Source organism: Butyricicoccus sp. OF27-2pH9A (assembly GCF_027693185.1).
Taxonomy (GTDB): Bacteria; Bacillota; Clostridia; order Oscillospirales; family Butyricicoccaceae; genus Agathobaculum; species Agathobaculum butyriciproducens.
The window spans coordinates 391,528-417,206 of sequence record NZ_JAQEXK010000001.1 but is presented as its reverse complement, the minus strand read 5'-3'; the positions used below and the strand labels follow the sequence as shown (position 1 = coordinate 417,206).

The 25,679-nt window shown below is 54.4% G+C and carries 19 protein-coding genes; 15 read left to right on the top strand and 4 right to left on the bottom strand.

Features of this window, described 5'->3' with window-relative positions; all coding sequences use genetic code 11:
- Positions 1-598: 598 nt before the first annotated feature.
- The gene (locus PG722_RS01875) at positions 599-1,501 is read right to left on the bottom strand and encodes an AraC family transcriptional regulator (protein ID WP_118761364.1); all 903 of its coding nucleotides are present in this window, start codon (positions 1,499-1,501) and stop codon (positions 599-601) included.
- A 292-nt stretch (positions 1,502-1,793) separates the two neighbouring features.
- On the opposite strand from PG722_RS01875, the gene PG722_RS01870 reads away from it, so the two are divergent.
- The 4 genes from PG722_RS01870 (at position 1,794) to PG722_RS01855 (ending at position 7,217) form a co-directional block, all read left to right on the top strand.
- Positions 1,794-2,972, top strand: coding sequence for a Gfo/Idh/MocA family protein (locus PG722_RS01870; RefSeq protein ID WP_117751205.1), 1,179 nt, complete (start codon positions 1,794-1,796; stop codon positions 2,970-2,972).
- Positions 2,973-3,177: 205 nt separating this feature from the next.
- Entirely contained in the window at positions 3,178-4,116 is a 939-nt protein-coding gene (locus tag PG722_RS01865; RefSeq protein WP_118284888.1) for a sugar phosphate isomerase/epimerase family protein, read from the top strand.
- Positions 4,117-4,398: 282 nt separating this feature from the next.
- The gene (locus PG722_RS01860) at positions 4,399-5,409 is read left to right on the top strand and encodes a sugar ABC transporter substrate-binding protein (RefSeq protein WP_270439677.1); all 1,011 of its coding nucleotides are present in this window, start codon (positions 4,399-4,401) and stop codon (positions 5,407-5,409) included.
- A 155-nt stretch (positions 5,410-5,564) separates the two neighbouring features.
- Positions 5,565-7,217, top strand: a complete 1,653-nt coding sequence (locus PG722_RS01855) for a solute:sodium symporter family transporter (RefSeq protein WP_118646578.1) — start codon at positions 5,565-5,567, stop codon at positions 7,215-7,217.
- Between the two features lie 285 nt (positions 7,218-7,502).
- On the opposite strand, the gene PG722_RS01850 is transcribed toward PG722_RS01855, so the two are convergent.
- The 3 genes from PG722_RS01850 to PG722_RS01840 all read right to left on the bottom strand — a co-directional run bounded on the left by PG722_RS01850 (position 7,503) and on the right by PG722_RS01840 (position 12,389).
- Complete coding sequence (locus PG722_RS01850; protein ID WP_270579479.1) at positions 7,503-8,861, bottom strand: ECF transporter S component; 1,359 nt, start codon at positions 8,859-8,861, stop codon at positions 7,503-7,505.
- Positions 8,862-9,102: 241 nt separating this feature from the next.
- Entirely contained in the window at positions 9,103-10,695 is a 1,593-nt protein-coding gene (locus PG722_RS01845; RefSeq protein ID WP_270579478.1) for a response regulator, read from the bottom strand.
- Positions 10,689-12,389: a sensor histidine kinase gene (locus tag PG722_RS01840; RefSeq protein WP_270579477.1), complete on the bottom strand. Its 1,701-nt coding sequence runs from the start codon at positions 12,387-12,389 to the stop codon at positions 10,689-10,691. Before PG722_RS01840 ends, PG722_RS01845 begins: the two co-directional genes overlap by 7 nt.
- A 339-nt stretch (positions 12,390-12,728) precedes the next feature.
- On the opposite strand from PG722_RS01840, the gene PG722_RS01835 reads away from it, so the two are divergent.
- From PG722_RS01835 to PG722_RS01785, 11 genes are all read left to right on the top strand, one after another.
- Positions 12,729-14,048: an ABC transporter substrate-binding protein gene (locus tag PG722_RS01835; protein WP_270579476.1), complete on the top strand. Its 1,320-nt coding sequence runs from the start codon at positions 12,729-12,731 to the stop codon at positions 14,046-14,048.
- A gap of 71 nt (positions 14,049-14,119) precedes the next feature.
- Positions 14,120-14,992: a carbohydrate ABC transporter permease gene (locus tag PG722_RS01830; protein ID WP_270579475.1), complete on the top strand. Its 873-nt coding sequence runs from the start codon at positions 14,120-14,122 to the stop codon at positions 14,990-14,992.
- A gap of 15 nt (positions 14,993-15,007) precedes the next feature.
- Positions 15,008-15,859 carry a carbohydrate ABC transporter permease gene (locus tag PG722_RS01825; RefSeq protein ID WP_110436263.1) on the top strand — a complete coding sequence of 284 codons (852 nt, stop codon included), beginning with the start codon at positions 15,008-15,010 and terminating at the stop codon, positions 15,857-15,859.
- A gap of 15 nt (positions 15,860-15,874) precedes the next feature.
- Positions 15,875-16,975 (top strand): ABC transporter ATP-binding protein, encoded by a 1,101-nt coding sequence (locus tag PG722_RS01820; RefSeq protein ID WP_118360265.1) that lies wholly within the window; start codon positions 15,875-15,877, stop codon positions 16,973-16,975.
- A 14-nt stretch (positions 16,976-16,989) separates the two neighbouring features.
- Positions 16,990-17,634, top strand: a complete 645-nt coding sequence (locus tag PG722_RS01815; RefSeq protein WP_270579474.1) for a DUF624 domain-containing protein — start codon at positions 16,990-16,992, stop codon at positions 17,632-17,634.
- Between the two features lie 16 nt (positions 17,635-17,650).
- Positions 17,651-19,018 carry a family 4 glycosyl hydrolase gene (locus tag PG722_RS01810; RefSeq protein WP_118761374.1) on the top strand — a complete coding sequence of 456 codons (1,368 nt, stop codon included), beginning with the start codon at positions 17,651-17,653 and terminating at the stop codon, positions 19,016-19,018.
- A gap of 3 nt (positions 19,019-19,021) precedes the next feature.
- On the top strand, positions 19,022-19,933 hold the full coding sequence (locus PG722_RS01805) for a carbohydrate kinase family protein (RefSeq protein WP_270579473.1): 912 nt from the start codon (positions 19,022-19,024) through the stop codon (positions 19,931-19,933).
- A 21-nt stretch (positions 19,934-19,954) separates the two neighbouring features.
- Positions 19,955-20,692 (top strand): glucosamine-6-phosphate deaminase, encoded by a 738-nt coding sequence (gene nagB / locus PG722_RS01800; RefSeq protein WP_118360269.1) that lies wholly within the window; start codon positions 19,955-19,957, stop codon positions 20,690-20,692.
- Between the two features lie 151 nt (positions 20,693-20,843).
- The gene (locus PG722_RS01795) at positions 20,844-22,196 is read left to right on the top strand and encodes an MATE family efflux transporter (protein WP_270579472.1); all 1,353 of its coding nucleotides are present in this window, start codon (positions 20,844-20,846) and stop codon (positions 22,194-22,196) included.
- Between the two features lie 419 nt (positions 22,197-22,615).
- Complete coding sequence (locus PG722_RS01790) at positions 22,616-24,082, top strand: sulfatase (RefSeq protein WP_270579471.1); 1,467 nt, start codon at positions 22,616-22,618, stop codon at positions 24,080-24,082.
- A gap of 20 nt (positions 24,083-24,102) precedes the next feature.
- Complete coding sequence (locus tag PG722_RS01785; RefSeq protein ID WP_270579470.1) at positions 24,103-25,635, top strand: sulfatase; 1,533 nt, start codon at positions 24,103-24,105, stop codon at positions 25,633-25,635.
- Positions 25,636-25,679 lie beyond the last annotated feature (44 nt).

The window sequence follows — 25,679 nt, the reverse complement described above, 5'->3', positions numbered from 1 at the left end:
CAGAACAAATCTATTGCATTTCATCCTTTCAGGCAACACCGCATAATGAGACAAAAGGCGACTTGCGAGCAGGTTTTGCGTGCTGACGAGGCTTGGTTCTGCGGTAATACTTGAGGTATTACCATGGAAGCGCAGCAAAGTCAGGGCGCAGAATTTCAGCAAAGCGTCGCAGCAGCGCGACCGGAGTCTGCGCAAGAAGCTGTGGTTCTCATTATGCGGTGTTGTCTTAACAGACCGTAAACCTTTTAACGTGCACTGGCGCGCGAATTGTATAAATTGCAGGAATATGACATTTTGACAGACTGAGACGCACATCTTGCGATGTGCGTCTCAGCTTGTCGAAAAAGTTAGATTTCTATTTTGTGCTTCGTGCGACAGCACGCATAAAATAGAATTTGCGCAGCAAATTCATAAAAACCGGGGGCATGTACCTCGGTTTTTATACAAGGGAAGAAAAAATGTGTCCGGAGGACGCGGTTTTTCTTCAGCATTCGATCGAAAGCGTGGTTTCGATCGAGAGGCTGCTCGAAAAACGATAGTTTTTCGACAGCCTCAGACGCACATCTTGCGATGTGCGTCTTTTTGCATATTTGCACGGTTACAGCTCCGGCACATCTGTATCTATGAACGGCACATCGGTTTTGCATACCGCATCAATCGCTTTGGACATATGCTGGATACGGTACTGCCGCGGTGACGTACCGACCTTCTTAACGAACAGGTTGATCAGACTGCCGCTGGTCGAGTAGCCGACCTCCTCGGCGATTTCCGCAATCGGCTTCTGCGTGCGCACGAGCAGAACCTTCGCACGCTCAATGCGCGAGTTGATGACATAATCGGCAGGGGAGAAGCCGGTGCGGCGCTTGAACATATGCGCGAAATAGGATGCGCTCAGGCACACGGTAGACGCCAGCTCCTCCACGGAAATCGGCTGACCGATATGCGAGCGAATGTACTGGATGGCCTGCTCGACCGGCGTATCCGCTGACTGCTCGGCGGCACTCGGTGAGAGCAGCAGGTCAAACATGCGGTAGATGCGTGCCGAGCGCTGCATGTCGGTCTCTACACCGTTCTCATCATAAAAGCGCACCATGTCGTACAGCAGATTGCCGATCAGCGTGTTGTTATCGCGGCGGATGAGCCAGCCGTGCCGGTCGGTGATGCGGCGGCACAGCTCACGCGCGTTCGAGCCTTCAAAGTGCATGTAAACGAACTCCAGTCCGTCCTCGGCGTGGTAGTAGTGCGGCTCAATGCAGTCGAGCAGCAGTATGTCACCGGCCTCGGCGACATTGAACTCACCGCGGTACTCCACGCGGAAGCGTCCCTTGCGGATGTAGGCGATGAGAAGCGGCGGATAACTGTCGCGCTTCATAAAATAGTTGGCGGTGCAGTAGTAGTGACCGCACCATGTCGGGTAAAACAGCAGCTCTCTCGCGGTCTGCGACGGCGTAAACGGAAAACAAACCGACTCACTTCGGATGCCGGGATCAACACTTTGCATATACTCTTCTCCTTCCGTATTTTGCATTCATAGAATCCATGAACGAAATAGCAGGATTGATGAACTGGTTTTCTGTGTTTTTTCACAGAAAGCAGGATTGATGAACTTTGCAGCAGAAACGCTTATTGAATATATCCATAAAATATTTTATACTTAGGCCAGAAGTTAGGGAATAGATACAATAAACAAAGATAAATCGAATTTGTTGTATGTATTTCACAAAACATCAAAATTAGCAGTACAAAACAGAATCAAACACTTTTTTACAAATCAAAGAAAGAAGGAAAACATTATGTTTATCGGTGAAAAGAAAATTGCTCGTCCGTTCCGTTGGGGTATCGTAGGCGGCGGCCGCACTTCCGGCGTTGGCTACAAGCATCGTCTGGGCGCTATGCGAGACAACACCTCGTTCGTACTCAAGGCTGCAGCGTTCGACCTGGACTTCGCCCGCTGCGTAGACTTCGGCAAGAACCTGAACATGGATGAGGAACGCCTCTATCCGGATTACAAGACCATGTTCGCTGAGGAAGCAAAGCGCGAGGACGGCATCGAGGCTGTTGACATCGCAACCCCGAACTTCCAGCACTTTGAGGTCTGCAAGGCAGCTCTGGAAGCCGGTCTGCATGTAATCTGTGAGAAGCCGCTGTTCTTCAAGGTTGAGGAAGGCGAGGAGATCAAGAAGCTGGCTGAGGAAAAGGGCAAGATCGTTTGCGTAACCTACGGCTTCTCCGGTTTCGACCTGCTGAGCCAGATGCGCTCCATGGTCCTGAACGGTGACATCGGTGAGGTTACTATGGTAGACCTCCGCTACGCACATGGCTTCGCTTGCGACCCGACCGGCGACAAGCAGGCTGAGGGTCAGAAGTGGCGTGTTGATCCGGCAAAGTCCGGCCCGTCCTTCGTACTTGGCGACCTGTCCACCCATACCTTCTACATGTCCGAGCTGATCTGCCCGCAGCTGAAGCTGAAGCAGCTGCTGTGCGACCGCCAGAGCTTCATCAAGTCCCGCGCACCGCTGGAGGACAATGCTTACGTCCTGATGCGTTACGAGAACGGCGCAGTTGGCCGTATGTGGGCATCCGCAGTTAACGCAGGTGACATGAGCAGCCAGCACATCCGCATTGTCGGTACCAAGGCTTCCCTCGAGTGGAACGACATGCATCCGGATGAGCTGTACTACGAAGTACAGGGTCAGCCGCGTCAGACTCTGGTTCGTGCAATGGATTACCTGAATCCGGAAGCTCTCGAGTACGAGCGCCTGGGTGCTCTGCACTACACCGGCCTGATCGAGTCCTGGAGCAACCTGTACACCCGTTTTGCTATCGCAATGGATGCAAAGAACCGCGGCGACGAGGAGACCCTCAAGAATCTGGTTTACCCGGATCTGGAGCACGGCATCGACGGCATCCGCTGGGTAACCAAGTGTGTAGAGTCCGCTGACAAGGGCGGCGTATGGGTAGATTTCAAGTAATTCTCCCAATTTCCATCTAAACTAAGACACTCTCTCATTTCTTTTCTCTGTACCGCTGCCTCCCATAAGGCGGGCAGCGGTAAACTCTTAAACGCTTATAACGCTAAAATTCCCTTTTGATAACATACTTGAAAGAATTCTCTCTCTAAAAATCGCTCCAACGATTTCTACTACAACAAAAAAGAAGAAAAGTGAGGTTTTTTATATGAAACTCGCAATTTGCACTGACGTATTCGCTGATCTGTCCTACACGGACATGCTTGACAAGGTAAAGTCCCTCGGTATCGACGCGGTCGAGATGACCGCCGGCGGCTGGGGTGCGCGCAAGCACTGCAACACCGCCGAGCTGCTCGCGGACGAGGGCAAGCGCAAGGAGTTCATGGGCGAACTCGAGAAGCGCGGCATGCGTATTTCCGCTCTGAACACGTCCTGCAACCCGCTTTGGCCGAGCAAGACCGGCGAGGAATACAAGAAGTCCATGTACGACTGCGCAACGCTTGCAGGTCTGCTGGGCGTCAAGAAGATCGTTGCGATGGCTGGTCTGCCGGCCGGCAACGAAACCGACACCACCCCGAACTGGATCACCTCTACCGTTTCCTGGCCGGATTTCATGGCTCCGGCGTATGAGTACCAGTGGAAGGTAACGATCGAGTTCTGGAACGAATTCATCGCACACTGCAAGAAGTGCGGCATTGAGCACATCGCTATCGAGGAATTCCCGGGCACCATGGTTTGGTCTGCTTCGACCCTGCTCAAGCTGCGTGAAGCTACCGACCCGATGCTTGGCATCAACCTTGACCCGTCCCACATGATGGTTCTGGGTGCGGACCCGATCGCGGCTGCTCGTGCTCTTAAGGGCTGCATTTTCCACGTTCACGGTAAGGATGCCCGCATCGAGCGCGGTCTGGCTGACACCGACGGTCTGCTCGAGCCTCGCCCTGTTACCGAGTCCGCTGACCGCGTTTGGAACTACGTTGCTGTCGGCTGCGGCAAGGACCTGCAGTGGTGGAAGGAATTCTTCTCTGTATGCCATATGATGGGCTACGACGGAGATGTTTCCCTCGAGATGGAAGACCTGACCATGACCGTTGATGCCGGTGTCAACACCTCTATCGACGCACTGCGCCAGACCATCAGCCAGTAATTGGTGCGGTATCACCGAACAATTGCTCTTGCCGAATTGTCCGGTGATACCGTAAAAGAAAAAGATTTTTCATTAAGGCAATACCGCAAAACTGCAACAAAGTTAGGACACAAAATTTCTGCAAAGCACCGCGGCAGTGCGACCGGAGCCTGCACAAGGAGCCGCCGCTTTAATTGTCCGGTGTTGCCTTAAGTCCGCAGCATTTTCGCAATTCCAGCACCACCCCCTATAGAGAAGAAAGAAAATCAATATGAGAAGAAGAGAAAGGGCAGTGTTTGAACCATGAAAAAGAAGCTTTTAGCAATGACGTTAGCGAGTGCTCTGTGTGCCGGCATGCTGGCAGGCTGCGGTTCGTCCGCATCGACTGGCAGCACGGGCGACAGCGGCTCCACCGCTTCCGGTGATGCCTACAACGTAACCGTTATTGTAAAGCATACGGACGGTCACTTCAACAAGGTTATTGCCGGTGCGCGCGCTTACGGCAGCGAGCACGACAATGTAAACGTCGAAATCCAGTCTCCGACCTCGGCTACCTCGTATGATGAGCAGGTCAACATGATCGAGACTGCACTCGGCAACCCGGGCATTGATGCCGTTGTTATCGCTCCGCAGCAGTCCACCTCTACCGCAACGTTGGTAGATACCGCGACCAAGCCGGTCGTAGCACTCGATACCGACTTCACCTCGGACAAGAAGGCATGCTTCGTTGGCACCGGCAACGAGGACGCAGCGCTGAACGGCGGCAAGGCGGTTGCTGAGGCCTGCAAGGCACTCGGCAAGGACAAGCCGACGGCGGTTATCATTGCAGGCGTACAGGGCGACGAGACCCATGAAGCACGTCTGCGCGGCTACCGCGATGCGATCGAAGCCGCAGGCGGTCAGGTGCTCGAAGTGCAGTACACCGACACCATGCCGGACAAGGCAGCAGCCGCTATGGAGGCGGTTATCCAGAAGTACCCGAACGGCGTAGACGCAGTTCTGTCCATCGCGGATGACATGGCGCTTGCAGCTGCAAAGGTTATCAAGGATTCCGGCAACACCAATTACGCAGATACCGTTCTGTGCGGTTTTGACGGCAACCAGTCTGCCATTGAGGCAGTTATGGACGGCTCTCTGACCATCGACATCGCTCAGATGGGCTACGACATGGGCTACAAGGCTGTTGAAGCAGCAGTTACCGTACTTGAGGGCGGCTCTGTTGAATCCTTCATCGACTCCGGCTCCAAGGTTATCGACTCCTCCAATATCGATGAGTACGTCTCCGACATGAAGTCCAAGGGCCTGTGGGAGTAATTCAAACACACATTTGACAGCATAAACAGTTTATAGACAGGGCGGACGCAGAGTTCGACACATGCGTCCGCCCTAACTATACGCATTTTTGAGAATTAAATTACAAATATGGGAAATTGAAGCGGTTGAGGGACCGCGTGAAAGAGGGGATTCCAATGGTTTGGACTATGGCGACGTTTATCGGTTTCACGATACTTGTTGCAGTTATTTCGTATGTAAAAACAAAGGGCGATGACCAGAGCACCGCAGACGGCTATTTTCTGGCCGGACGCGGACTGCCGGGCTTTGTTATCGCAGGTTCGCTGCTGCTGACCAACCTGTCGGCAGAGCAGCTGGTCGGCACAAACGGCCAGACTTGGAGCGTGGGCATGAGCCCGATGGCGTTCGAGATCGTAGCGGCTCCGTGCTGTATCGTGCTGGCGCTGTTTGCGGCGCCGCGTTATCTGAAAAGCGGCATTACCACCATTCCGGAGCTGATCGGTCTGCGCTATGACCGCAGCACAAAGCTGTGGTTCTCCATCGCGTACATCCTGCTGTACATTGTCGTACAGATTCCGGTTATCCTGTACTCCGGTTCGCTGGTATTTGAAAATATCTTCAACGTATCCGGCATTCTGGGCGTAACCAAGTTTCAGGCCGTTATCATTCTGTGTATCATCATCAGTGTCATCGGCTCGATTTACGCCATCTTCGGCGGACTGAAAGCTGTTGCCGTATCGGATACGGTAAACGGCATCGGCCTGCTGATCGGCGGCTTCATGATCCCGTTCTTCGCACTGAGCGTGCTCGGCAAAACAGCAGGCGGTGACGGTCTGTCGGTTATCGATGGTATGCGTTTCCTGATCGAAAACCATTCGGACATGCTCAACTCTATTGCTCCGGCGGATTCGCTGCCGCCTGCAGTTCCGTGGCCGACCGTATTTACCGGTCTGTTCTTCCTCGGTCTGCAGTCCTGGTGTACGCACCAGTCGTTTATTCAGCGTGTACTTGCTGCAAAGAACCTCAAGGAAGCACAGAAGGGCGCACTCTACTGCGCGTTTCTGAAAATTATTGGTTTTATGTACCTTGCGCTGCCGGGCGTTATCGCGTATGCGCTGTTTGAGCTGCAGGGCGATCAGGTATCCATGATGGACGAAGCGTACCCGCAGCTGGTTTCGCAGGTTGTTCCGGCTCCGCTGATGGGCTTCTTCGCAGCCGTCATGCTCGGTGCGATCCTGTCCTCGTTCAACTCGGTGCTGAACTCGGTAGATACCATGTTCACCATGGACATCTACAAGGAATTCATCGACAAGGACGCTTCCGAGGAAAAACTGGTCAAGATCGGCAAGAATGTCGGCATCATCTTCGCGGTGCTGACCACCATCGTTGGTCCGCTGATCTACTTCTTCCCGGCAGGTCTCAAGACCTTCCTGGATTCCCTCGTTATGCTGATTGCACTGCCGGTGCTGACGGCCGTATTCGGCGGCTTCTTCTTCAAGCACCTGCCGAAATACAGCGCAAAGGTCATTCTGGCGCTGCATGTGGTCTGCTACGGCTCGTTCCTGCTGTTCCTCAACAGCAAGTTCCATTATCTGTATGCTGTATTCGTTCTGCTGCCGGTTGAGCTGCTGATTATGTTCATTTTCAATCAGCGAAACAAGACAAAGCATCCGGAGGCATGGGTACAGAAGGACATCGGCGCTGTCGATCTTACTCCGTGGAAATATCGATGGGTTGCTACCGCACTGATTCTCATTTGTGTTGCAGCGGTTTACCTTGCGTTCTCTCCGCTCGGCATCGGTACCTGGAGTTATACACAGCCTTTCTAAAATCGAAAGTAAAACGGAGTGCGTTTGCACTCCGTTTTAGTCTGTCAAAAAGCAGCATTTCGACTCTTGTACTTCGTGCGGCAGCACGCATAAAATAGAATTTGCGGAGCAAATTCATAAATTCCGAGATACACAAGGGAAGAAAAATGTGCCTGCAAGGCGCGGCTTTTCTTCGAAATTCGATCGAAAGGGTGGTTTCGATCGAGAGGCTGCTCGGAAAACGTTAGTGTTTCGACAGACACAAAAGCCCGCACAGCTGCTTTACGCTGTGCGGGCTTTTGCAATTTACTTTTCAGTCGAATCCTCCATCACGAAGCACGCTCGGCCGTTCTCCTTGGCCTGATAGAGCACGCGGTCGGTTTCGGTGAGCAGGTGCTTGATCTCCTGCGGGAAAACAAAGCGGTACGCGCCGATGCTGCAGCTGACCGTGACCTGCTCGAGAATACCGGAAACATCGCGCAGGAACTGCGTCAGCAGATTCTCCAGTTGGTCCTGCGACAGATCTATATCGAGCATTACGGCAAACTCGTCACCGCCGATACGGCCGACAGAGCCGCAGAAACGAAAGGTGTTCTGTAAATGCTCGGCAAACTGCTTGAGGACCTCATCACCGACAGAATGGCCGTATTTGTCGTTGATGTGCTTGAAATAATCCAGATCACAGACCAGAAACCAGCCGGCTGCTCCGGCGTGGGACTTCTGGCTGCGGAGACAGGTGTGCAGGAACAGCTTGCGGCCCATAATGCCGGTCAGGAAGTCCAGCTCGCCGGTGTACTCACGAAATTTCATGTAGCGGTAGACCATCAGGATGAGGATGAGCAGAATGAAGTTGAGTGCCAGCATGGCAGTCAAAAACTGCACCTGCAGGTGGAGAATATCCCGATGAATGTGCTGTGTGACATCTACGCCGTGCTGCCCGAGCATGTAGTACATACGGTTGGAGAAGTACACGGTCGAGAGGACCGCCATACAGAAGATAAACGTACTTACACCCCCCAGCACGAAACCAATCTTTGGAGACCAGTACGGGGTGTTTTCATATTCATTGACCGCTTTTTTATAGGTCTGGATAAAGGGACTGTGATACAGCTTGTCAATCGTCAGAACGATCGCAGCACAGAACAGCAGGATGATGAGGTCACTTTTTTCAAGTATAAATATTGATAAAATATTAAAACCGAGAGAGGGAAAGAGCAGACCCATCGCAGTATAGACCAGAAGCGCATGCAGCTTAGGCGCCGCGATTGTGATGAGCAGCTTGCACAGATTCTTTCGTTTGCTTTTGCGTGCCAGCTGAAACAGACAGCCGAGCAGAAAACCGAACAGCACGCGCGTGCCGACACTCAGCAGTATGCTTCCAATGGGAAAATCACTCCGGAACGGAGAAAAGACCGCATCTGCAGGCATGACATAGGTCGCGGAAGCCTTATACAGACTGCCAAGACCGAACAGCAGTCCCGCGAGGGAAGACTCGGCCGGGCCAAACAGGCAGGCGATAATGACGATAGGGATATACGCTGTGGTAATAGAAATCGGCGGAATGTGCACATATCCTAAAAATGTAAAGGACATAATGACTTCCACCGCCAGCAAAAGGCTGAATATGTAGTGCTCAAATTTGTGTGTTTCCCAAGTTGTATTCATTTTCCAGATTACCTTTATATAGGGCAGTACCGCGACGGATACGGATGCAGAATTTGCTCGCAGACCGCTCTTATTCGATTATGCGGTATTGCCATGAATTTTGCTGATAATTAAAAATATTTAACTATATTATATAGTAAAGGTGCGGAAAATGCAACCGATTTGCTTGCGCAGACAATTTTGAGAATTGCGGAAAGGTTCCGATGGGATGCATGCCGGAGCGTTTTTCGCTTCTTTTCGTTTATACAGATGATTCGTTCTGCACGCTGTGACGGTAATCCTTCGGTTTGAGACCGGTGATCTTCTTAAATATGCGTGAGAAATACACAGGATCGTTAATGCCGACCCGCTCGGCAACTTCATAGCTTTTGAGTGCCGTAGTGCGCAGCAGATTTTTTGCGGCTTCGATGCGCACGTTCTGCAGATAAGTCGTCAGCGTTGTGCCGGTCTCGCGCTTAAACAGGCGCGAGAGATAGCTTGAGCTGAGATAGAACTGCTGGGCGAGCTGGTCGAGCGAAAGCTGCTCGCCATAGTGTGCGCTGATGTAGGTCTGTACCGAGGAAACGATATGATCTGCGCTGGCGGCGCTGCTCTGCGCCATGTCCTGCGTTTGCTGCACGAGTGCGCGGGTGCAGGATTCCATCTCGGCGATGGAGTTGGTCTCCATAATGCGCTTGAGCGAGGAAATGCTGCCGCCCTCGAGCGAATGTCCGGCCATTCCGGGAAACTGCAGCTCCATGCCGAACTGGTGAATATATACGCAGATATTGCGCACGGTATCCGGCGGCAGCTTGTTGCTGTCCGCATAGGCGAAAATGCAGTCGAGCAGCTGCTCTGTGTCGGCGGGATTACGCAGTTCCATCGCAGATTTAAGGGCAGAGAGCATTTCAAAGATTTCGTCGGTCAGCTGCTGCGGGAACGAGCTGAGCTCAGCGAAGTGCGTCACCGGATGGTCGGGCGTGAAGACGGTGAAGCGCACCGCCTGTGCGGCTTCATCGGCGGCGTCGGCAAGACAGATGGGATTGTCATTGCAGTTAGAAATGCCGATAAACAGCAGAAAATGCGCCAGACTGCCGACAATATTCACCGCTTCCCTGCATAATGCGGTAATGGGCGCTTCCCCGGCGGCACAGATGACCACAAAGCAGTCCTGCGTGCCGCGGGCAATGTAGTAATGCGGGTAGGAGGATAGACAGTCGGACAGAATCTCCTGCGACTGGTTGAGATACTCGCTGTATTCTTCATCGGTCAGCGTTTCCTCGGACAGCGAGGTAATATACAGCTTGAGTACAAAATAGCTGTGCAGGTCCATTTTCAGCTGAGCCAGGCGGTTGAGCACATACAGCTGCGAGCATGCAACACGGTGGACGAGGTCATGCAGCAGCATGCTCTGCTGCAGCTCCATGTTGCGCGCCGAGGTCGTGGAGAGCCTCTCCTGCAGGTCCTGACTGCTGCGGTCTTCCGCTATGGCGGCCTTGGCTTTTTCGATGGCATTGGTCAGGTTTTCTACCGTCATCGGCTTGAGTACAAAATCCACCACATGATACTGGATGGCACGCTGCGCGTAGGCAAAATCTGGATAGCCGGTCAAAATGATGACTTTGATGCCGGGATGGTCGCGGGCGATGATCTCGGCAAGCTCAAGACCGTCCATGCCGGGCATGCGGATATCGCTGATAACGATATTCGGCTGAATGACCGGAATCTGCTCGAGCGCCATCATGCCGTCATCTGCCTGTGCGGCAATCTCACAGCCGAGGTCGCCCCAGTGGATGCAGTGTACCAGACCCTTGCGGATGGCGGATTCATTGTCAACGATCATAACTTTCAGCATAGGTCTTTCTCCTTTTCGGGCGGTGCGGTGATGATGGGGAGCGTCAGCACGATGCTCGTGCCGTGTCCGGGTTCGGATTTGATCGACATGCCGTAGGGCTCGCCGTACAGCAGCTGAAAACGGCGCTCGATGTTGTGCAGTGCAACATGTGTGTGGTGCTTGTCATCGCTGCCGGGCTGGGGGATGGCGGACGGGTCAAAGCCTACGCCGTCATCGTGCACGCGGATGTACACGGCGTCCTCCTCCTCCCAGATGCTGACGCGCACCCAGCCGCCGTGACGCTTGGGTTCGAGTCCGTGTACGATACTGTTTTCTACCAGAGGCTGAATGGTCAGCTTAGGCAGGTAGCAGCCGAGCAGCTTGTCGTCCTCCACATCGACGGTGTACTGCAGCTTTTCCTCAAAGCGTTCCTTTTGCAGGGCGAGATAGTATTTTACAGAATCCAGTTCCTCCTGCAGGGTGATAATCTGCTTGCCGTGGTTAACAACGCTTGCCCGCAGCAGCTGTGCCAGATTCTGCACCGTGGTGCAGATGGCTGGCTGACCGGCTACCATGCAGCGGACATTGATCAGTTCAAGAATATTAAAGATGAAGTGCGGCTGAATCTGGCTCTCCAGCTGATGAATCTCTGCGTCGCGCAGCAGCAGACCGCGCTGATAGACCTCCTGAAACAGGGTGTCCAGCCGGTCGGCCATGTCGTTGAAGGCATGCGAGATAGCGGTCGTTTCGGTGTATGGCGTTTCATCCATGCGCACGGAAAAATCACCGCTGCCGATACTGCCGATGGTGTGCAGCATCTGCCGCAGAGGACGCAGCAGCAGGATGAGACAGGTGGCGGCCAGCAGCAGGGCCAGGATCAGGATGGCAGCACAGACGAGAAAATACACACGCGTACTCTGGCGCACACCGGCGAGGATTTCGGCGTTTGGAATATAGATGTCCACGCGCTCACGGCTTTTTCGGAGTGAGCTGGACGCATGATACCACTTGTTCATATCCTCGTTCTCGCGGAACAGGTCGGTCTGCAGAGAGCCGATGCGTTTGCCCTGAGCACCGCTGAAAATGACGACAGTGGAAGGGTAAAGCTGGTTCAGTGACAGCGTGGAGAGCAGCTTGTCGATGTTCAGCTCCACGATGATTTTGCCAAGCGGCTGCATGGTGTTAAGGTCAACAAAATCGACGATCATATATGCGTATCCAATGATGGCGTAGTGCGTGTACAGCGTGCGTGCGGAGTTGCAGTCCTCGTGCGTCTGGTACATCTGCCGGACGCGCCACGAGGTATTCAAATAGTAGTTGCCGCCGTAGACCGGCACATATTGGTCGTTTTTGATCAGGTAGATGGCGCTGACCACATCGGGGTTGAGCGAATCGCCGAGCGAGAATGCGCGGCTGAAATTCTGCTCCAGCTGGAGAATCTGGATCTGGGTGAGCGGTTTGCTGCTGCTCATCATCTGCTGGGCGGCGCTGTCTGAGGTCAGGTAGTACACACCATCCCGCAGGGTCTCCATCATGCGGTCGGTGCGGTCGGTGAATTCGTTCAGATACATGGAAACCGTCTCGCTGGCGGTATGCTGCAGCTGACCGGATACGGTATGGATAAAATAGATGCCGGCGGTGACAACAGGTGCGAATACCAGAACACATATCATCACAACGACCAGCCCGATAAGAGAGATCTTGCGTTTTGCCATACAATACACCTCACGGGAGATTCTGCGAACCATACAAGGGCAGCACCATACAATGGAGCTGCGGAGTTACCCTAAATATACCACAATTCGACCGCTTTGTGTACCATCCGGAGGGGGAGAAGCGGCATTAGAAAAAAATATCCTGTTTTGGCGCAAAATAATCCTATGTTTTCAAAGAGGAGTACAGAGCGTGTGAACGAAAAGCAAAATCGTCATATGTTTTGACCGGTTTACTGCATTGAGGGCAGACTGTTCCTCGGGTATAATAAATACAACAAAACACAGAGCGGTATTTGAATGAGACAAATGCCGTAAGGAGAGAAAGAGGAGGAACCCCACATGAAAACAAAGCGTATCCTCTCCCTGCTGATGGCAGGTGCGCTGCTGACCGGTGCACTGACCGGCTGCGGCGGCAAGAAGGATGATTCTGCACAGAGCGGTGACAACTCCGGTGTGATCACCATCAACTATCCGACGTTCCAGTGCGGCACGAATACGTCCGCTCCGGTATGCGATGAACTGATTAAGGAATTCAATGAGAAGTACGCAGGCAAGTACGAGATCAAGAAGGAAGACGTTCCGGGCGACCAGAACTACATCGACAAGATCAAGGTACAGCTTGGCACGGGCGATCTCCCGCCGGTTATTTACGGCGGCGGCTACAATCTGCTGGATATGGTCGTTGCCAAGGATCTGGCAGTTGATCTGACCGATGCGGTAAATTCCGATGCAGACTGGAAGGCACTGTATTCCGATACCGCACTGGCTACCAACAGCCGCGACGGCAAGATCTACGCTTCCTCGATGGAAGGTCAGGTTATCGGTTACTTCTACAACAAGGAGCTGTTCAAGCAGGCAGGCATCACCGAGCCGGCTAAGACCTGGGACGAGTTCTTCCAGCAGTGCGACAAGCTGAAGGCAGCCGGCGTCACCCCGCTGTCCATGGATACCGCAGATTCTGCGTGGGTAACCCAGCTGTGGATGGGCGCTATGGTAGGCACCGAGTCCGACGCAGGCCTGGAGTTCATGAATACCATGAACCCGACCGACTACAACACGCCGGAAATGATCGCAGCAGCCGAGAAAATCCAGAAGATGTACCAGAACTACACCACGCAGGATGCAATCGGCGGCAAGTATGAGAATGCTGCAAACAACTTCCTGTCCGGCCAGACCGCAATGCTGGCGAACGGCCCGTGGATGATCGGTGATTTCTCCGATACCTCCATGGCAGAGGAAGGCTTCGCTGATAAGGTCGGCGTAGCGCTGTTCCCGGGCAACTTCGTATACGATGCACCGATTCAGGGCTACATCGTTACCAAGCAGGACGACCCGAAGGTAGAAGAGGCTGCCATTGAGATGGTCAAGTTCTTTACCTCGGCTGAGGCACAGCAGACCGCAATGGAGATGCAGGGTATGGTTCCGGCCTCCAACACGGTAGAGCTGACCGACACCGCAAAGGACAAGTACCCGCTGCTTGCTGAGTTCCTTAACCTTGCAACCACTGAGGGCGAAAAGCGCTCGGATACTCTGCAGGCTACGATGTACGCCAACCTGCTCGACGTTATGAGCCAGCAGCTCCCGCTGCTCGCTTCGGGTGAGCTGGACGCAAAGGGCTTCTGCCAGACGCTGACGGACGCTGCAGCGAAGAACCAGTAAACTGTTTACCGCAGGGACCCGTCAAAAAACGGGTCCCTGTTTTTCTCCTCAACAAGAAAGGAAACCGCTTTATGAAACGTAAAAAGGGCTGGCTGCCGGTGTTCCTGCTTCCGGCTGTCGCATTGTTCCTGCTGATCTATGCTGTTCCGCTGGTGATCGTGTTTGTTTCCTCGCTGTTTGATTACCGGCTCACAGGCGACTCGATGACATTCATCGGTCTGCAGAACTATACACAGCTGTTCAGCGATGCGACCTTCCGGCAGGCGTGCGGCCACACAATCGTCTGGATTCTGATCCACTGTATTATTCATGTCTCCATCGGCGTTATCCTGGCGCTTGTACTGTACAAAAAGCCGCGCGGCTGGAAATTTGTTCGTACGGCATACATGATCCCGAATATCATCTCCAACGCCGCAATGGGCATGATCTTCCTCAATATTTTCAACCCGCAGTACGGCGTGGTCAATTCCATCCTCAAGGCTGTTGGCCTGGAAAGCCTGACGCATAACTGGCTGATGGATACCACAACGGCGTTCCCGTCCGTCACCATGACGTGGCTGCTGTTTGCGGGCTACACCACGACGCTCGTACTCGCCGAGGCGCTGACCATTGACGATTCGGTGCTTGAAGCGGCTCGTGTGGACGGTGCGACCTCGTTCCAGACAGATATGTTCGTTGTGCTGCCGCTGCTGCGCAAGATCATCGGCACGACCATGGTCATGGCGGCAACCTATATGCTGCAGATGTTCGACCTGATCTACATCACCACCAAGGGCGGCCCCGGCTCAACTACCATGAACCTGCCGCTCATGCTGTACAGCGTGTACAAGAACGAAAACAACTACGGCTACTCGAATGCGATCGGCGTTTGCATCGTCATCGCGGGTGTCGTTTGCATGACGCTCATCAACAAGGCGATGCGCGTCAACGAAGAAGACTACTAAGGAGGCGTTCGACAAATGAAAACCAGCTTCGGTGCAATGACCGGCAGAGAACGCCTGTGCTTTGTGCTCAAATATCTGTTTATGGCGCTGTGCGTGGTCGTTGCGCTGTTCCCGATCATCTGGGTCATCCTGTCCTCGTTCAAGACGAATGCGGAGATCCTGTCGAACGGCATTTCGCTGCCGACGCACTTCGGGTTTGACGGCTATAAATCCGCACTGGATATGGCGCCGATCTTCAAGTTCTTCGGCAACAGCGTGATCGTCACCTGCTGCGCGACGGTACTCAATGTGCTCGTCTTCGCTATGGCAGGCTACGCGTTTGCGCGGTTCCGCTTTCCGTGCGATAAGCTGCTGTACATGCTGCTCAGCCTGTCGCTCGTCATTCCGATGACGGCACTGCTGCAGCCGGTGTACAGCGTGGTCAACAATCTGGGTCTGTATGATACCAAGGCGGGTCTGATTCTGGTCAACACCGCACTGAATATGCCGATGAGCCTGCTCATCCTGCGCGGCGCCTTCCAGTCTATCCCCAAGGCCATTGAGGAGGCCGCCTACATCGACGGTGCGGGCTTCCTGCGCACGTTCTTCCAGATCATGATGCCGTGCGCCAAGGGCGGTCTTACGAGCGCAGCTGTGCTGTGCTTCCTCAATACATGGAACGAATTTACGTTCTCCCTGATTCTGACCAGCAGCGAGAGTGCCCGCACGCTGCCGCTGTCGCTCAGCTACTTTACCAGCCAGTTCAGCTTTAACTACACGGCGCTGTTTGCCGCAGTTACCATTGCGGTCATTCCTTCGATCATCGTGTTTGCGATCTTCCAGGAGCAGGTCGTTTCCAGCCTGACCGCGGGTTCGGTCAAAGAATAAACGAGGTGAAATTACATGGCAAGCATTAGTTTGAATCACATCAAGAAGGTGTACCCCGGTGATATCGAGGTTATCTCCGACCTGAACCTGCAGATCAAGGATAAGGAGTTCGTCGTACTGGTCGGACCGTCCGGCTGCGGCAAATCCACTACACTGCGCATGATTGCGGGTCTGGAGGAGATTTCGGACGGCGAAATGTACATCGGCGACCGCAAGGTGAACGATGTAGCGCCGAAGGACCGTGATATCGCGATGGTTTTCCAGAACTACGCGCTCTATCCGCATATGACGGTTTACAAGAACATGGCGTTCGCACTCAAGCTGCGCAAAACGCCCAAGGACGAAATCGACCGCAAGGTGCACGAGGCGGCTAAGGTGCTGGACATCGAGCATCTGCTCAACCGCAAGCCCAAGCAGCTTTCCGGCGGCCAGCGGCAGCGTGTCGCGCTCGGACGTGCGATGGTGCGCGACCCGGCGGTATTCCTGCTCGATGAGCCGCTGTCCAATCTGGATGCCAAGCTGCGCACCCAGATGCGCACCGAGATCATCAAGCTGCATCAGAAGCTGGATACGACCTTTGTTTACGTCACGCATGACCAGACCGAGGCCATGACCATGGGCGACCGTATTGTTGTTATGAAGGGCGGCGAGATTCAGCAGGCGGACACACCGCAGACGCTGTATGACCATCCGTGCAATCTGTTCGTTGCGGGCTTCATTGGTTCGCCGCAGATGAACTTCATGGACGCCGAACTGGGACGCGATGCGGACGGCTACAAGCTGACCTTCGCGGACCAGAGCCTGCACTTTGCGGGCAGCGATGCGCTGAGTGAGTACGTTGGAAAGACGGTCGTGTTCGGCATCCGTCCGGAGAATCTGCACACCTCGGGTGAAAAGTTTACGCAGAATGCGGCGCATACGCTCACCATGCATGTGGATATTGCTGAGCTGATGGGCGCGGAGATTTACGCGCACTGCACCTGTGACGGTACGTCCGTTACCGTGCGTACGCCGTCCGGTGAGCCGATTCATGCGGGCGACACCATCACCGCGGCTGTGGATATGAGCCGCATCCATTTGTTCGATAAGCAGACCGAACGCGCGATCGCGTTCTGACAGGAGGAAAATCTGTGTTTCGTCCATCCTATTTGAAGGAAGGTCCGGGCATTGCCAAGGATGCACCGGAAAAGACTGGCGCCGCATGGGTCGGAGAGACCCTTGTACGGGAGTTTTGGCAGATCGTCAAGCTGAACGTGCTGTTTCTGCTGTGCTGTCTGCCGGTTGTGACCTTTGGCGCGGCTCGAGCCGCTATGGCGCGCTGCACGGTCAATATGGCGCGTGATGTGCCGAACGACGTGTGGACCGATTTCCGTGCGGCGCTGCGGCAGGATACGGTGCGCAATCTTCTGTGCGGACTGGCCGAGCTTGCGCTGCTGTGGATGGGCGTGATGCTGGTAACGGCGGACGGATTTTTCCCGGCGCTGCTGGGCATGCTGCTGCTCTGCGTCACGGCTGCGTTTTTCCAGAATTTCTGGGCAGTACAGGCGGCGGTGGACATCCCGTTTGCGGCAGCGGCGAAAAATGCGTGGCTGCTGTGTCTGCTCCGTCCCGGCATGACTGTGCTGGGGCTGGGCGTAAATGCGCTGCTGCTGATTCCGGCAGTGCTGTTTTTCCCGCTTTCTCTGCCGTATGTGCTGCTGTTCCCGTGCGGTCTGTCCGGATTTGCCTCGGGCATGATCGGCTGGTCCAGCTGCAAACGGTATCTGATTCGATAACAGGAGGTATCTTTTTATGAAATTAACGGTAATCGGCGGCGGCGGTGTACGCTCCATGTTCCTCGCAAAGAGCATTGCGCAGCGTGCGGAGGAGCTGCATATCGACGAGCTGGTATTTATGGATAACGATCCGGAAAAGCTCCGCATCTACGGCGGTCTGGCGGCGCACGTTGCGCGCATGCTGTGCCCGACCATGAAGTTCACACTGACCTCCAGTGCGGAGGAGGCGGTAACCGATGCGGATTACGTCATCACGACCATCCGTGTCGGCGGCGATGCGACCCGCGTGCGCGATGAACGGCTGGCGCTTGATTTGGGTATCCTCGGTCAGGAGACCACAGGTGCGGCCGGCGTTTCGTTCGCCATGCGCTCGATTCCGGCGCTGGCTGAGTACTGCGAGCTGATCAAGAAGCTGGCAAAGCCGGGCGTCAAGGTGTTCAACTTTACCAATCCGGCGGGCGTGGTTTCACAGGCGCTGCGTGATATGGGATATGATTTCACCTACGGTATCTGCGACGCACCGAGCGGCATGCTGCACCAGTTTGCCGACCTGTACGGCGTGGATGCGTCCCGCATTTACGGCGAGTGCTACGGTTTGAACCATCTGTCCTACTTCCAGAGCATCAAGGTGGACGGAAAGGAGATTATGCCCGAGCTGATCGCCAATGACGAGGCTTACGCCAAGACCGATATGCGCTTTTTCGAGAAGCGTCTGCTCGAGGACCGCGGCTGTGTGCTGAATGAATATCTGTACTACTTCTACTACCGTGAAAAGGCGGTTGCCAATATTCTGAACGCCAAGCAGACGCGCGGTGAGATGATCTGCGACATCAACCGCCACATGACCGAGGAGCTGTCCAAGATCGACATCGAGAACGACTTTGAGGCGGGTCTCAAGTGCTTTGAGAAGTGGTACGGCATCCGCGAGAACAACTATATGGCCAACGAGACCGGTGTTCACCGCGACAAGCCGTGGACGTTTGATGTGTATTCCAAGGACGCGGGCGGCTACGCAGGCGTTGCGCTCAAGTTCATCGAGATTGCAGCCTCCGGCGGCATGGGCACGATGATTCTGTGCGCACCGAACGGCAATGCCATCGAGGGTCTCGAGCCGACCGATATTATTGAGGTCACCTGCGATATCTCCCGTGAGGGCTGCAAGCCGCACCATATCACCAATATTCCGGAGAGCAATCTGGAAATGATCCGCCGCGTAAAATATTACGAGCGTCTGGCGGCACGCGGTATCGTCAACCGCTCCAGAAAGGATATCACCGAGTGTCTGACCATGCACCCGCTGGTCGGCTCGTACTCGCTGGCAAGCAAGCTGACCGACGAGTATATCAAGCTCAACGCGCCGTACATCGGGGACTGGAGGGACTGACACATGTCGTTTCTCGCTTCGGTCGGTGTGACCAATGTGGATTTGATGTATGTCGGCATGCCGCGCGTGCCGCAGGAGGGCGAGGAGATCTTTTCGCAGGATTTCCGCGTGCTGCTCGGCGGCGGTGCACCGGGTACGGCAGTAAACGCCGCCCGGCTGGGCATTCCGACCCGTCTGGCGACCTATCTCGGCAGCGATCTGTTTTCCGGCTTTGCCCGCGCGCAGTTTGAGCAGAACGGCGTTTCTCCGTACAATCTGGCGGCGGAGGGTGAGACCGGTATTCCGGTGAATGTCACCAGTGCCATGCTCACGCCCGGCGACCGTACGTTTGCGACCTACTGCAAGCCGACCGCCATCACGGACGAGCTGCTCGAGCGGGTATATACCATGTCTAAGGGCGCTAAGCTGGTGCAGATGCAGGAGGGCTTTTTGCCGGTATATCGCAAGCTGCACGAGGAAGGGGCCATTCTGATTTTCGACATGGGCTGGGATGATGAGCTGAGCTTTGAGAAATACGGTGATTATCTGCGCCTGGCGGATTACTACACGCCGAATACCAAGGAAGCACGCAAGATCACCGGCAGGGACACGCCGGAGGAGGCGCTCCGCGTACTGGCAGAGTATTTTGAGCATCCGCTGGTCAAGCTGGATAAGGACGGCTGTCTCATCCTCGAGGATGGCACGCCGCGTCTGCTGCGTAATATTCCGGAATTCACCTGTAAGGATTCCACCGGTGCGGGCGATGCGTTCCTTGCAGGACTGATGTACGGTCTGTACCATGGCTATCCGTTCGCGGATTGTGTGCGGTTCGGCAACATCACAGGCGGCAAGAGTGTCACCGGTGTGGGCTGCCTGACCGAGCATGTGCAGGAGAGCGAGCTGCTCGCACTGCGTGAAAAGTATAAGGATTTATAAGCGTTTGGAGGCTTTTTTGTTATGAGAATCATTCGTGCAAAGGATTACAAGGATATGAGCCGCAAGGCGGCAAATATCATTTCCGCGCAGGTCATCCTCAAGCCGGATTCCGTGCTCGGCCTTGCCACCGGCTCGTCGCCGATTGGCACATATGAGCAGCTGGTCAAGTGGTACGAAAAGGACGATCTGGATTTTGCGGATGTGACTACAGTCAATTTGGATGAATACTACGGCATGAAGCCGGAAAACGATCAGAGCTATCATTATTTCATGCACGACCACTTTTTTGATCATGTGAACATTGACCCGTCGCGTATCAATCTGCCGAACGGCATGGAGCCGGACGAGAAAAAGGAGTGCGCCCGCTATGATGCGGTGCTTCGCAGTGTGGGCGATGTGGATATTCAGCTGCTCGGCATCGGCCGCAACGGCCATATCGGCTTCAACGAGCCGGACGACTGCTTTGCTAAGGGCACGCACTGCGTGGAGCTGACCGAGTCCACCATCGAGGCAAACAAGCGCTTTTTCGCCAGCGAGGATGAGGTGCCGCGCCGTGCCTACTCGATGGGCATTCACACCATCATGACCGCAAAAAAGGTGCTGGTCGTTGCCAGCGGCGAGGACAAGGCGTGGGCTATCCGTGAATCCTGTTTCGGTCCGGTAACGCCCAAGGTGCCCGGTTCGATTCTGCAGCTGCACAACGACGCGATCGTTATCGCGGATGAGGCGGCCCTCAGCCTGTGCGGCGATTTCCTCTGATTGATGACCATAGCAGCGGCGGTACTGCGTTTTATCTCACCGTGCGGTAAATCAACAGCATTCTGCGGTACCGTCGTTTTGAAACCCGAAGTGCAGTTCTGTCTCCTTCTGCGCTTTGGGTTTTATGATTTTTTCGCAAGGGAGGTGCGGTATGGCTCGTGTTACCGATATGACACATGGCCGTCCGATACGGCTGATTCTGCTGTTTTCGCTGCCGCTGATGTTGGGCAGCGTGTTTCAGCAGCTATATACCATTGTAGATACGATTATTATCGGACGCGGTGTCGGTATGCAGGCATTGGCGTCCATCGGTGCGGCGGACTGGATCAACTGGCTGGTTTTATGGGGACTGCAGGGCTTTACGCAGGGCTTTGCGATTCTCGCGGCACAGGAGTTCGGTGCGGGCGCATACGACCGGCTGCGTCGTGTACTGGCTATGATCGTTAAGCTGTCGTGCTGGTTCGGCATTGCGGTGACGATCATCAGCCTGTTGCTGGTAAGGCCGCTGCTCACACTGCTGCACACCGATCCTGCGGTGTTCGACGGAGCACAGACGTACTTATATGTGCAGTTCGGCGGCTCACTCATCATTATTGCATACAATATGGCGGCGGCCGTGCTGCGCTGTCTGGGCGACAGTAAAACGCCGCTGCTCGCGATCATCGCGGCAAGCTTTGCCAATATTGCACTCGACCTGCTGTTCGTGATGGGGTTTGGGTGGGGCATTTTCGGAGCCTCGTTCGCAACCGTACTGGCGCAGCTGATTGCGTTTCTGATGTGTCTGCGGTCGCTGCGGCGGCTGCCGTTCGTGCAGCTGACAAAGGCTGACTGGAAAACCGACCCTGCCATTCTGCTGCACCTGTGCCGCCTTGGCATTCCGACCGGCCTGCAGATGAGCATGATCACACTGGGCGGCATGGTGCTGCAGTCCGTGCTGAACGGCTTTGGCGTGGTGTTTGTGGCGGGCTACACGGCGGCAAATAAGCTGTACGGCATACTCGAAAGTGCATCGGTGGCATTTGGCTATGCCATGACAGCCTACATGGGGCAGAACCGCGGTGCACGAAACGCGGCACGCATTGATGCAGGCATTCGGGCGGTGTTGGCCCTATCCGCCGGATTTACAGCCGCCATCGTGACGGCTATGCTTCTTGCGGGCAAACCGCTGCTGGGACTGTTTCTTTCGACCGAGGAGGCGGGCGCGGCAGATGCGCTGGCGGTGGCCTATCAGTATCTCATGGTACTGATGGCATTTTTGTTTGCACTGTTCGTGCTGCAGGCATACCGCTCCTCACTGCAGGGGTTGGGCGAGATGACTGTGCCGACACTCTCCGGCTTTGCGGAAATGCTCATGCGCATGGGGGCGGCGCTCGTGCTGCCGACCTTCATCGGGCAGAGCGGCGTATTCTTTGCGGAAGGCGCAGCATGGGTGTGTGCGGCAGCGCTCAATTTGGTATGGTATTATATGCGGATTGGGAAAATCAAGCGGGATATGCTGAAATAACAAAAAGACAGCGAAAGCTGTCTTGAGGCTGTCGAAAAACTCCGTTTTTCGACAGCCTCTCGATTGAAACCACGATTTCAATCGAATCTTGACGAAAAGCCGCGCCCTACGGGCACAATTTTTCGTCCCTTGTATAATTCCCGAGGTACACGCCCCCGGGAATTATGAATTTGCTGTGCAAATTCTATTTTATGCGTGCTGCCGCACGAAAAGACTTTATCGACAGACTGCACAAAAAGACAGCGAAAGCTGTCTTTTTGTGTTTACAGAGTCGTTTATCTGTTTACTCATCGAAACACAAAAAAGTGAAAAAATCCCTCAAATAATCAAAAGACGGATTTTGTCTCTGGTCGCTATAATGAAGTCGTACAGAACAATACACTGGGAAAGTCGTATTCGGACGAAAGGAGAGTGCATCGGTGAGAGTAATTTTACTGCTTTTTGATTCACTGAATCGGCACTGTCTGGAGCCGTATGGCTGCGGCTGGACGCAAACGCCGAATTTCAGCCGTCTGGCAAAGCATTCGGTCATGTTTGACCGCTGTTATGCCGGCTCACTGCCATGCATGCCTGCTCGGCGGGAGCTGCACACCGGACGGTATAATTTTCTGCACCGAAGCTGGGGACCAATCGAGCCGTTTGATGACTCAATGCCGGAGCTGCTCAAGAAAAGCGGCGTATACACGCATCTGATCTCGGATCATCAGCACTACTGGGAGGATGGCGGTGCTACCTATCACACGCGCTACAACTCATGGGAGTGCGTGCGAGGACAGGAAGGTGATCCGTGGAAGGCTAATGTCGGTGCAGTGGAACTGCCGCCGCATTTGGGGCAGGCAAATAAACAGGATGAAGTTAACCGTGCCTATATCCGCGGACTGGGAAAGCAGCCGCTGGAGAAGGTGTTCGGTCTGGCGTATGAATTCCTGAATGAAAACCGTGATGCGGATAACTGGCTGCTGCATATCGAACCCTTTGATCCGCATGAGCCGTTTTTTGTGCCGGAAGAGTATCAGAAGCGCTATTCGGATGACTATAATGGGACGCGGTTTGATTGGCCGCCTTATGACCATGTGACGGAACCTCTGGCTGCACAGGTGCACTGCCGCAATCAGTACGGTGCACTGCTGACCATGTGTGATGTATATCTGGGAAAACTGCTCGATTACATGGATGTACATCAGATGTGGCAGGACACCATGCTCATCGTAGCGACCGACCACGGCTTTTTGCTGGGAGAGCATGGATGGTGGGCGAAAAATCGTCCACTGTTTTACGAGGAGCTGTCGCACACACCGCTGTTCATTTGGGATCCGCGAACCGGAGCAGCAGGAGAACGCCGGAAAGCTCTGGTGCAGACTATCGACCTTGCGCCGACGCTGCTGTCGTACTTTGGCGTACCTATTCCACCGGATATGCAGGGTCACGACCTGCAAACCGTTCTGCAGCAGGATATACCAGTTCGTGATGCTGCGCTGTTTGGCATGTTCGGCGCGCATGTCTGCGTGACAGATGGTCGATGGGTATATATGCGGGCCGATCGACCGGGCACAGCGCTCTATGATTATACGCTGCTGCCGCTGCATCAGCGAGCCATGTATGCACCGGAAGAACTGCAGAAACTGACGCTGCAAGAGCCGTTTTCCTTTACCAAAGGGTGCAGAACGCTGAAAATTGCTATGCCAAAGGATTTTTATCCATGCATGTCCACTGCGCCGGAGGAAAACCGAGATGCACTGTTCGATCTGCAGACCGATCCTAAGCAAGAACACCCGATAAAGGATCTGATACAGGAGCAGCACATGATCGATTTAATGCGTCGTTTGATGCAGGAAAACGATGCACCGGCAGAGCAATATGCGAGAATCGGCTTGCAACATCCGTAAGAATAACAGGGAGGAACAACATGAAAACCATCTTCATTCTGTGCGATACACTCAATCGACGCATGCTGTCCGCGTATGGGGCGGGCGAGGACGCGGCCATCACACCAAATATTGACCGGCTGGCGCGGCGATCTGTCGTGTTTGACAGCCACTGGTGCGGCTCTGCGCCGTGCATGCCCGCACGCCGCGACATCATGACCGGACGGCTGAACTTTCTTGAAAAACCGTGGGGAGCAATGGAGCCGTTTGATCAGAGCCTGCAGAGCATTCTTTCAGGTGAAAAGAATGTGCATACGCAGATGTTTGCCGATCATGCGCACTATATCATCTGCGGCGGTGAAAATTATGTCAAGGGGTTTACCGCATGGGAGGTCAACCGAGGTCAGGAATGTGATCCGGTGTGGACGCGTCCGTGTAAGGACGGTATTCGTCCGGATACACCACCGAAGTGGTTTAAAGGCTCGTGGACCGAAGCTGAATGTGAAAACCGTTCGCACTTTCACACAGAGTATGATTATCCGAGCGTAAAGACCATGTGGCATGCAGCGGAATGGCTGGAGGACAATCATGACGCGGATAACTATTTTCTGTGGGTAGAGGCGTTTGACCCGCATGAGCCGTATGACTGCCCGAAGTATTATCTCGATTTGTACGAGAAGGAAGGCGACTATGACGGACCGGACTTCACGCATCCGTCCTATGCGCCCAACGAGTTTAATGAGGCGGAGACCGAGCATCTGCGTAGACGCTGCAAGGCTGTCATGACCATGACTGACCGTCACCTCGGTGAAATTCTCGATGTGATGGACAAGTACAACATGTGGGAGGACACCATGCTGGTGTTTACCACGGACCACGGCTATCATCTCGGCGAGCACGGCTACATGGCGAAAAACTACATGGCACCGTACAATGAGGTTTTCCACATCCCGCTGATGATTTCGGCACCCGGTGTACAGCCGGGACGATGCAGTGCAGTAACACAGAACATTGATGTTCTGCCGACCGTGATGGAGTATTACGAGATTTCGCAGGAGGTGCTGCAGTATCCAATCCACGGTAAGAGCCTGCTGCCGCTGCTGCGCGGTGAGACCGACAAGGTTCGTGACGGTGCGATCTTCGGCTATTTCGGCAAGCAGATGGCATGGACGGACGGCAAATACACCTATTTCCGTGCCGCAAAGGACGAGAAAAACCAGCCGCTGTACGTTTACACAGCTATGCCGACCGTTCTGCGTCAGTTCTACGGCGGCAACGATGCTGTAAACACCGAGGATTACAAGCGGATTGAGATGGGTCGCTTCCTGCCTTGGACGGACTATCCGGTATACCGTTTCCCGGCGGATATTATTCACTGGGGCAATGATTCGCAGCAGTTTGTCGGTCGTTCGCCGTATAACGAGGAAACACTGCTGTTCGATATCGAATCGGATTATGCACAGGAGCATCCGCTGCACGATGAAGCGCTGGAGCGGCACTGCATCGAGCAGATGAAACGCTGCATGGCGGCACACGACGCACTGCCGGAGCAGTACGAACGTTTGGGTATCTGATAAAACTGGTCGAAATGCACATTCTTGCTGGAAGGATAAGGGTG

Excerpts from the sequence above, each read along its gene's own strand:
- PG722_RS01825 (WP_110436263.1), top strand. The coding sequence starts at position 15,008 with ATGAAAACCAGCTTCGGTGCAATGACCGGCAGAGAACGCCTGTGCTTT.
- PG722_RS01845 (WP_270579478.1), bottom strand. The coding sequence starts at position 10,695 with ATGCTGAAAGTTATGATCGTTGACAATGAATCCGCCATCCGCAAGGGT.
- PG722_RS01870 (WP_117751205.1), top strand. The coding sequence starts at position 1,794 with ATGTTTATCGGTGAAAAGAAAATTGCTCGTCCGTTCCGTTGGGGTATC.
- nagB (WP_118360269.1), top strand. The coding sequence starts at position 19,955 with ATGAGAATCATTCGTGCAAAGGATTACAAGGATATGAGCCGCAAGGCG.
- PG722_RS01795 (WP_270579472.1), top strand. The coding sequence starts at position 20,844 with ATGGCTCGTGTTACCGATATGACACATGGCCGTCCGATACGGCTGATT.
- PG722_RS01850 (WP_270579479.1), bottom strand. The coding sequence starts at position 8,861 with ATGAATACAACTTGGGAAACACACAAATTTGAGCACTACATATTCAGC.
- PG722_RS01820 (WP_118360265.1), top strand. The coding sequence starts at position 15,875 with ATGGCAAGCATTAGTTTGAATCACATCAAGAAGGTGTACCCCGGTGAT.
- PG722_RS01805 (WP_270579473.1), top strand. The coding sequence starts at position 19,022 with ATGTCGTTTCTCGCTTCGGTCGGTGTGACCAATGTGGATTTGATGTAT.
- PG722_RS01875 (WP_118761364.1), bottom strand. The coding sequence starts at position 1,501 with ATGCAAAGTGTTGATCCCGGCATCCGAAGTGAGTCGGTTTGTTTTCCG.
- PG722_RS01865 (WP_118284888.1), top strand. The coding sequence starts at position 3,178 with ATGAAACTCGCAATTTGCACTGACGTATTCGCTGATCTGTCCTACACG.
- PG722_RS01830 (WP_270579475.1), top strand. The coding sequence starts at position 14,120 with ATGAAACGTAAAAAGGGCTGGCTGCCGGTGTTCCTGCTTCCGGCTGTC.
- PG722_RS01855 (WP_118646578.1), top strand. The coding sequence starts at position 5,565 with ATGGTTTGGACTATGGCGACGTTTATCGGTTTCACGATACTTGTTGCA.
- PG722_RS01785 (WP_270579470.1), top strand. The coding sequence starts at position 24,103 with ATGAAAACCATCTTCATTCTGTGCGATACACTCAATCGACGCATGCTG.
- PG722_RS01840 (WP_270579477.1), bottom strand. The coding sequence starts at position 12,389 with ATGGCAAAACGCAAGATCTCTCTTATCGGGCTGGTCGTTGTGATGATA.
- PG722_RS01810 (WP_118761374.1), top strand. The coding sequence starts at position 17,651 with ATGAAATTAACGGTAATCGGCGGCGGCGGTGTACGCTCCATGTTCCTC.
- PG722_RS01860 (WP_270439677.1), top strand. The coding sequence starts at position 4,399 with ATGAAAAAGAAGCTTTTAGCAATGACGTTAGCGAGTGCTCTGTGTGCC.
- PG722_RS01835 (WP_270579476.1), top strand. The coding sequence starts at position 12,729 with ATGAAAACAAAGCGTATCCTCTCCCTGCTGATGGCAGGTGCGCTGCTG.